Source organism: Hydrogenophaga sp. (assembly GCF_028698005.1).
Classification (GTDB): domain Bacteria; phylum Pseudomonadota; class Gammaproteobacteria; order Burkholderiales; family Burkholderiaceae_C; genus Hydrogenophaga.
The window spans coordinates 23,284-30,369 of the sequence record NZ_JAQVEJ010000021.1 but is presented as its reverse complement, the minus strand read 5'-3'; the positions used below and the strand labels follow the sequence as shown (position 1 = coordinate 30,369).

At 68.1% G+C, this 7,086-nt stretch carries 5 protein-coding genes and 1 pseudogene; 2 read left to right on the top strand and 4 right to left on the bottom strand.

The genetic code is table 11. The features are described from left to right. Nucleotides 1-49: 49 nt before the first annotated feature. Nucleotides 50-1,069 (top strand): annotated as a pseudogene (locus PHQ87_RS04010) (integron integrase); the annotation flags it as partial. Between the two features lie 20 nt (nucleotides 1,070-1,089). On the opposite strand, the gene PHQ87_RS04005 reads toward PHQ87_RS04010, so the two are convergent. Then, a complete protein-coding gene (locus tag PHQ87_RS04005; protein ID WP_300231516.1) occupies nucleotides 1,090-1,542 on the bottom strand; it encodes an acyl-CoA thioesterase in 453 nt (150 codons plus the stop codon). Nucleotides 1,543-1,616: 74 nt separating this feature from the next. Between PHQ87_RS04005 and PHQ87_RS04000 the strand changes: the two genes are divergently transcribed. After that, nucleotides 1,617-3,473, top strand: coding sequence for an ABC transporter ATP-binding protein/permease (locus tag PHQ87_RS04000; RefSeq protein ID WP_300231515.1), 1,857 nt, complete (start codon nucleotides 1,617-1,619; stop codon nucleotides 3,471-3,473). On the opposite strand, the gene PHQ87_RS03995 is transcribed toward PHQ87_RS04000, so the two are convergent. The 3 genes from PHQ87_RS03995 to PHQ87_RS03985 form a co-directional block, all read right to left on the bottom strand. After that, on the bottom strand, nucleotides 3,462-4,577 hold the full coding sequence (locus PHQ87_RS03995; protein ID WP_300231513.1) for a M14 family metallopeptidase: 1,116 nt from the start codon (nucleotides 4,575-4,577) through the stop codon (nucleotides 3,462-3,464). The two genes, PHQ87_RS04000 and PHQ87_RS03995, sit on opposite strands and share 12 nt — an antisense overlap. Continuing rightward, on the bottom strand, nucleotides 4,574-5,803 hold the full coding sequence (locus PHQ87_RS03990; RefSeq protein ID WP_300231511.1) for a M20 aminoacylase family protein: 1,230 nt from the start codon (nucleotides 5,801-5,803) through the stop codon (nucleotides 4,574-4,576). Before PHQ87_RS03990 ends, PHQ87_RS03995 begins: the two co-directional genes overlap by 4 nt. 91 nt (nucleotides 5,804-5,894) lie before the next feature. Beyond that, nucleotides 5,895-7,046: an ABC transporter substrate-binding protein gene (locus PHQ87_RS03985; protein ID WP_300231508.1), complete on the bottom strand. Its 1,152-nt coding sequence runs from the start codon at nucleotides 7,044-7,046 to the stop codon at nucleotides 5,895-5,897. Nucleotides 7,047-7,086 lie beyond the last annotated feature (40 nt).

The window sequence follows — 7,086 nt, the reverse complement described above, 5'->3', positions numbered from 1 at the left end:
TACCAAAAATCTGTTTTGAATCATCGTCTTATCGTGTCATGCTGTATGCATGAACAGGTATAACAGAACCGACAAACCCGACTGGACCCCTCCCCGGTCCCAGCGGTTGCTCGATCAGGTGCGCGAGCGTATACGGTATTTGCACTACAGCTTACAGACGGAGAAGGCCTACGTCCACTGGACCAAGGCCTTTGTGTTGTGGACAGCACGACAGGGCAGCCAGGGCTTTCGGCACCCGCGCTTGTTGGGGCAGGCCGAGGTGGAAGGCTTTTTGACAATGCTGGCCACCGAGCGGCGGGTGGCCCCGGCCACCCACCGCCAGGCCCTCAATGCCCTGCTGTTTCTGTACCGGCAGGTGCTGGGCATGGAGCTGCCGTGGATGCAGAACATTGGCCGTCCGCCTGAACGCAAGCGGGTGCCCACAGTGCTGAGCTTGGCAGAGGTGCGCCAGGTGCTGGACCTGATGAGCGGCACCGAGGGTTTGCTGGCCGCCTTGCTCTATGGCACCGGCATGCGGCTGACTGAGGGCCTGGCGCTGCGCGTCAAGGACATCGACTTTGACCGGCAGGCTATCGTGGTGCGCGGTGGCAAGGGCGACAAGGACCGGGTGGTGATGCTGCCACGCACGCTGGTGCCCCGCCTGCAGGAACAACTGGCGCAGGCACGGGCCCTGTGGTCTCAGGACAGGGCGACCGGACAAAGCGGTGTCTACCTGCCGCATGCGCTGGAGCGCAAGTACCCCAGGGCCGGCGAGACCTGGGCCTGGTTCTGGGTATTCCCCGCACCCAAAAACTCCACCGACCCGGTCACCGGCACCATCCGCCGGCATCACCTGTTTGAAGAAAAGCTCTCGCGCCGGCTGAAGCTGGCGGTGCAACAGGCCGGCATTGCCAAGCACGTGACGGTGCACACCCTGCGGCATTCGTTTGCCACACACCTGCTGCAAGCAGGCACCGACATCCGCACCGTGCAGGAGTTGCTGGGGCACAGCGATGTGTCCACCACCATGATTTACACGCACGTGCTCAAGGTGGCGGCCGGTGGCACGGCCAGCCCGCTGGATGCGCTGGCGCTGCCGGCGCAGTCCCGTCAGTCCTTCGCAGGGGGCAGCCCGTCCTTGGCGTCTTTGGCGTCCTTGGGAATGGGCGTGGGCCGGCCTTCGTCGTCGATGGCGACGTAGGTCAGGGTGGCTTCGGTCACTTTCACGTACACGCCCTGGGCGCGGAAGCGCTCGGCAAAGACCTCCACCTGCACGGTGATGGAGCTGTTGCCGACGCGGGTGATGTGTGCGAAGAAGCTGAGGATGTCGCCGACGCGCACCGGCTGCTTGAAGATGAACTGGTTGACCGCCACCGTGGCCATGCGGCCCGGCACGTAGCGCGCCGGCAGCACGGAGCCGGCCAGGTCCACCTGCGCCATGACCCAGCCGCCGAAGATGTCGCCGTTGCTGTTGGTATCGGCCGGCATGGGGATGACCTTGAGCACGAGTTCCCGGTCTTCGGGCAGGGATGTCTGGGGACGGGGGCTTGATTCGTCGGACATGGGCACAATCTCAATGATCTTCTCCCTTATTGTCTCGCACACCGCACGACAACGGTCTGCCCGCCCCTCGTTTGATGCGCCACACCAGCTCCTCCGCCCACCTGCCCCTGCCCCAGTCGTCGCCCGGCCAGCCCGCCCCGCCGCGGTCCGACTGGGCAACGCTGCGCCGTCTGCTGCCCTACCTGTGGCGCTACAAGTGGCGGGTGCTGGCGGCGCTGCTGTTCATGGTGGCCGCCAAGCTGGCCAACGTGGGCGTGCCGGTGCTGCTCAAGGAGCTGGTCGATGCCATGACGATAGCGCCCGGCAGCGCCCAGGCGCTGCTGGTGGTGCCGGTGGCGCTGCTGCTGGCCTACGGCCTGCTGCGCCTGTCCACCAGCCTGTTCACCGAGCTGCGCGAGCTGGTGTTCGCCAAGGCGACCGAGGGCGCCACGCGCAGCATCGCGCTGCAGGTGTTCGGGCACCTGCATTCGCTGTCGCTGCGCTTTCACCTGGAGCGCCAGACCGGCGGCATGACGCGCGACATCGAGCGGGGCACGCGCGGGGTCCAGTCGCTCATTTCGTATTCGCTCTACAGCATCGTCCCCACCCTGATCGAGGTGACGATGGTGCTGACCCTGCTGGGCACGCGCTTCGACATGGGCTATGTCTGGATCACGCTGGCGGCGCTGGTGCTGTACGTGTTCTTCACGGTGACGGTGACCGAGTGGCGCACAAAATTCCGGCGCGAGATGAACGAGCTGGAGTCGATCGGCCAGGCGCGCGCGGTGGATTCGCTGCTCAACTACGAGACCGTCAAGTACTTCAACAACGAGGGCTTTGAAGCCCGCCGCTACGACCAGGCGCTGGAGCGGCTGCGCAAGGCGCGGCTGAAAAGCCAGCGCACGCTGTCGCTGCTGAACACGGGGCAGCAACTGGTGATCGCGGTGGCGCTGGTGGCCATGCTCTGGCGCGCCACCCAGGGCGTGGCCGACGGGCACATGACGCTGGGCGACCTGGTGATGGTCAACGCGTTCATGATCCAGCTCTACATCCCGCTGGGCTTTCTGGGCGTGCTCTACCGCGAGATCAAGCAGAGCCTGACCGACCTGGAAAAGATGTTCACGCTCATGGAGAAGGAGCGCGAGATCGACGACGCGCCCGGCGCCCGGCCCCTGCAACTGGACGGTCCGCCGGCCGTGCGTTTTGCCGACGTGCGCTTCGGCTACGAGCCGGCGCGGGAGATCCTGCACGGCATCAGCTTCGAGATTCCGGCCGGCAAGACGGTGGCGGTGGTCGGGCCTTCGGGCTCGGGCAAGAGCACGCTGGCACGGCTGCTCTACCGCTTCTACGACGTCGGCTCGGGAGCGATCCTCATCAACGGCCAGGACATCCGGCAGGTGACGCAGGCCAGCCTGCGCCAGGCCATCGGCATCGTGCCCCAGGACACGGTGCTGTTCAACGACAGCATCGAATACAACATTCTCTATGGCCGCCCCGACGCGGGGCACGAGGCCGCCGTGGCGGCGGCGAAGGCGGCCCACATCCACGCCTTCATCGAGCGTCTGCCGCAAGGCTACGCCACGGTGGTGGGCGAGCGGGGCCTGAAGCTCTCGGGCGGTGAGAAGCAGCGCGTGGCCATCGCGCGCACCCTGCTCAAGGACCCGCCGATCCTGATCTTCGACGAGGCCACGTCGGCGCTGGATTCGGCCAACGAAAGGGCCATCCAGGCCGAGTTGCGCAGCGCCGCGCGCGGCAAGACGGCGCTGGTGATCGCCCACCGCCTGTCCACGGTGGTGGACGCGCACGAGATCCTCGTGCTGGAACACGGCCACATCGTCGAGCGCGGGGCGCACGCCGAGCTGCTGGCGCGCGGCGGCGTCTATGCCGGCATGTGGGCGCTGCAACAAAGTGGCGCCGAGGCGCCGGCCAGCGCGCCGTCGTCAGCCGCCTGAGGACGCCATCCCCGCCAGGCCATCCACGGCCTGGCTCAGCGCCTGCCGCGCCTGCGCCACGATCTGGCGGCGCCAGGCATCGGTGTCGGTGTAGAAGGCATCGAGCATGCGCTGGCGGATGGCGGCCTGCCGCCCGGCGTCCGCGCCGGGGTGCAGGTACAGCCAGTGGTCGCCCCGCAGCGCGTTCACGACCTCGGGCACCGGCACCGTGCCGTATTCGAGCGCGATGCCGGTGTACTCGGCCTGCGGGCATTCCTCGTAGGCCGCGCACCACATCATCCCGGTCAGCTTGGCCGAGGTGGAACTGCCGTCGTAAATGGAGGTGATGGGCGTCTGGCCGCCGCCGCCCCACCAGGCGCGCGTGCGCGCCAGCGCCTGGGCATCGTCGCGGCAGGCGAAGATGCGCTCGCCCACGCCGCTCGGCCCCAGGCCGGTGTGCAGATCGATCCAGGCCAGCCGGCGGCACCGGCGCCCGTAGCTGCGCAACACCTCGCGCAGGGTACGGTTGCTCCAGGTCGGCCCCTGGCCACCGAAGAACAGCCCGTCCGGACGCTGGTACTGGCCCTGGGTGACGGCCACCTGAAAAGCCGGCATGCCGCGGCCGGCGATCCAGGCCTGCAGGGTGTGTTCGTTCTCCGGCGTGGGTGGCCACTGCGCCGGCAGCAGCAGCTCATGCAGCTCGCCGTAGGCCGGGTTGTCGGGCAGGGGACGCGAGAAGTCCTGGAAATTGCGGTTGAGGTCGACGTTTTCGTGCGTCACCCGCCGCAGGTGCGAGAAGCCATGCGGGTTGAGGGCATGCACGTAGAGCACCGCCACCCCGGCGCGGCGCGCCTGCTCGCGCCACGCGGCATCGTGGGCGGCAAACACCTGCACGCCCGAGCCGCAGAAGCCCTCCACCCCGTGGCAGGCGCTGCTGACGATGAGCAGGTTTTCGGCATCGGCGGGACCGTCCAGCGCCACGTCCATGGCCAGCGTCTCGCCCTCGCGGCCCTTGAGCGGGTGGTCGTAGCTGCGGATGGCCATGCCGGCGATGGCGGCTGCCTCCAGGAACTTGACCCGGGCCCTGGCGTAGCTGGGCGCAAAGGCCTCGTGGAGGCCGATCATGGCTGCGCCTTCGTGCCCGTCTGGGCGAACCAGGCCTGCACCAGGCGCACCCAGTAGGTGGCCCCGAGCGGGATCAGCTCGTCATTGAAGTCGTAATGCGGGTTGTGCAGCATGCAGGGACCGGCGTCGTGGCCGCCGCCTTCGTAGCCGGCGCGGTGCGCGCCATCGCCGTTGCCGATGAACAGGTAGCAGCCGGGGCGCTCCTGCAGCATGAAGGAAAAGTCCTCCGCACCCATGGTGGGTTCCTGCACCAGCACCTGCGCCTCGCCCACCACGTCGATGGCCACGCGGCGTGCGAACGCGGTCTCGGCCGGGTGGTTGACGGTGGGCGGGTAGTTGCGGTGGAAGTGGAACTCCACCGTGGCGCCGAAGGCCGCCGCCGTGTGCCGTGCGATCTCCTGCATGCGCTGCTCGATCATGTCGAGCACCTCGAAGGTGAAGGTGCGCACCGTGCCCTGGATCTCGCACTGGTCGGGCACGACGTTGGTGGCCTCGCCGGTGTGGATCATGGTCACCGAGATCACGCCCGCGTCCACCGGTTTCTTGTTGCGCGTGATGATGGTCTGGAAGGCCTGCACCATCTGGCAGGCCACGGGCACCGGGTCGATGCCATTGTGCGGCAGCGCCGCGTGCGCGCCCTTGCCGCGGATGACGATGCGGAACTCGTTGCTCGAGGCCATGACCGGTCCGCTGCTGAGCGCGAAGCTGCCCGCCGGCAGGCCCGGCCAGTTGTGCATGCCGAACACGGCCTCGACCGGAAACTGCGTGAACAGCCCGTCCTTGATCATCTCGCGCGCACCGCCACCGCCCTCCTCGGCCGGCTGGAAGATCAGGTACACGGTGCCGTCGAAGTCGCGGTGCTGCGCCAGGTGCTGTGCCGCCGCCAGCAGCATGGTGGTGTGGCCGTCGTGGCCGCAGGCGTGCATCTTGCCCGCATGGCGGCTGGCGTGACCGAAGGTGTTGAGCTCGGTCATGGGCAGCGCGTCCATGTCGGCGCGCAGGCCGATGGCCCGGCCGCTGGCGCCGCCGTCGCGGCCGTGCACGATGCCCACCACCCCCGTGGTGCCCATGCCGCGGTGGAGGGGGATGCCCCACTCGGTGAGCTTGGCGGCCACCAGGTCCGCGGTGCGCACTTCCTCGAAGCACAGTTCCGGGTGGGCGTGGATGTCGCGCCGGATCGCCGCCATCGTGGCGGCCTCGGTGACGATGGGATCGATCAGTTTCATGGCGTCGTCTCGGATGGAAAGACCAAGGCAGGCATCATGGCGTGCCATGCCGCAAGGCGCCATCCATCCTAACCCTTGTCCGGCCGATCCGTCAGCGGCGCACGCGGCCGTCCGCGGTCAGCAAGGTCAGTTCGACGAAGCGGGAGCCGACCCGCTGGCCGGGGCCGAACTCCAGCACAAACCCGCCCAGATCCAGCTTCTGCAGACCATCCAGCGCTGCCAGGAAACTGTCGCGGTTGAGGCCGCGGCCCGCCCGGCGCAACACCTCGGTGAACAGCTTGGCCGCCACGAAGCCTTCCATGCCCGAGTAGTTCGGCACGACACCGCGTTTGTCCTTGAGCGCGGCCTGGTATTCGGCCGCGATCGGGGTGGTGGCCGAGTACGGGTACGGCATCACCTGGCTGACCGCCACCCCCTTGGCCTCGGCGCCAAGCTCGTCCAGCAGGGCCTGGGTACCCACAAAGGAGACGTTGTAGAAGTTGCCGGTGTAGCCGGCGCGGCGCGCCTGACGAACGAAGACCGCGCAGGCCTGGTAGGCGCCGATCTGCACGATGGCCTCGGGCCGGGATGCCAGGATGGTCTTGAGCGCGGCCGCCACCTCGGTCGAGTTGCGCGCCACCACGCCCACACTGACCGGCGTGAGGTCGAGCGTCTTGAGCGCCGCCTGCACGCCGGCCAGGCCGGCCTGGCCGTAGCCGTCGTCCTGGTGGAACACGGCGATGCGCCGGATGCCCACCGAGGTGAGCTGGCGCACGATGGCGGCCGTCTCGTCGTTGTACGAGGCGCGGATGTGCACGACATGGCGGTCGAACGGGTTGCGCAGCGATTCGGCGCCCGTGAGCGGGGCGAACAGCGGCACCTTGGCCTGCGTGGCCAGCGGCAGCGCCACCTGCGTGGTGGGCGTGCCCACATAGCCGAACAGGGCGAACACGTTCTCCTGCAGCAACTGCCGGGTGTTGGCTTCGCACCGCTGCGGGTCGTAGCCGTCGTCGAGGCGCCGCAGTTCGATCTTGCGGCCGTGCACACCCCCCTTGGCATTGACCGCCTCGAAACAGGCCATCGCGCCCAGGTGGTATTGCAACCCCAGTTGCTGCGCCGGCCCCGAAAACGCGGCCGACTGGCCAAGCACGATCACGTTGTCCTTCACGCCGGCCGGCTGGGCCCGTGCCACGGCCCCCAGTCCCCCCAGCAACGACAAGCCCGCTCCTTGCCCGATGGCGGAAATCACCCGACGACGCTGCATCCATTTCTCCTGCTATCCTGCTTTCCGAGGGACCGGAGGC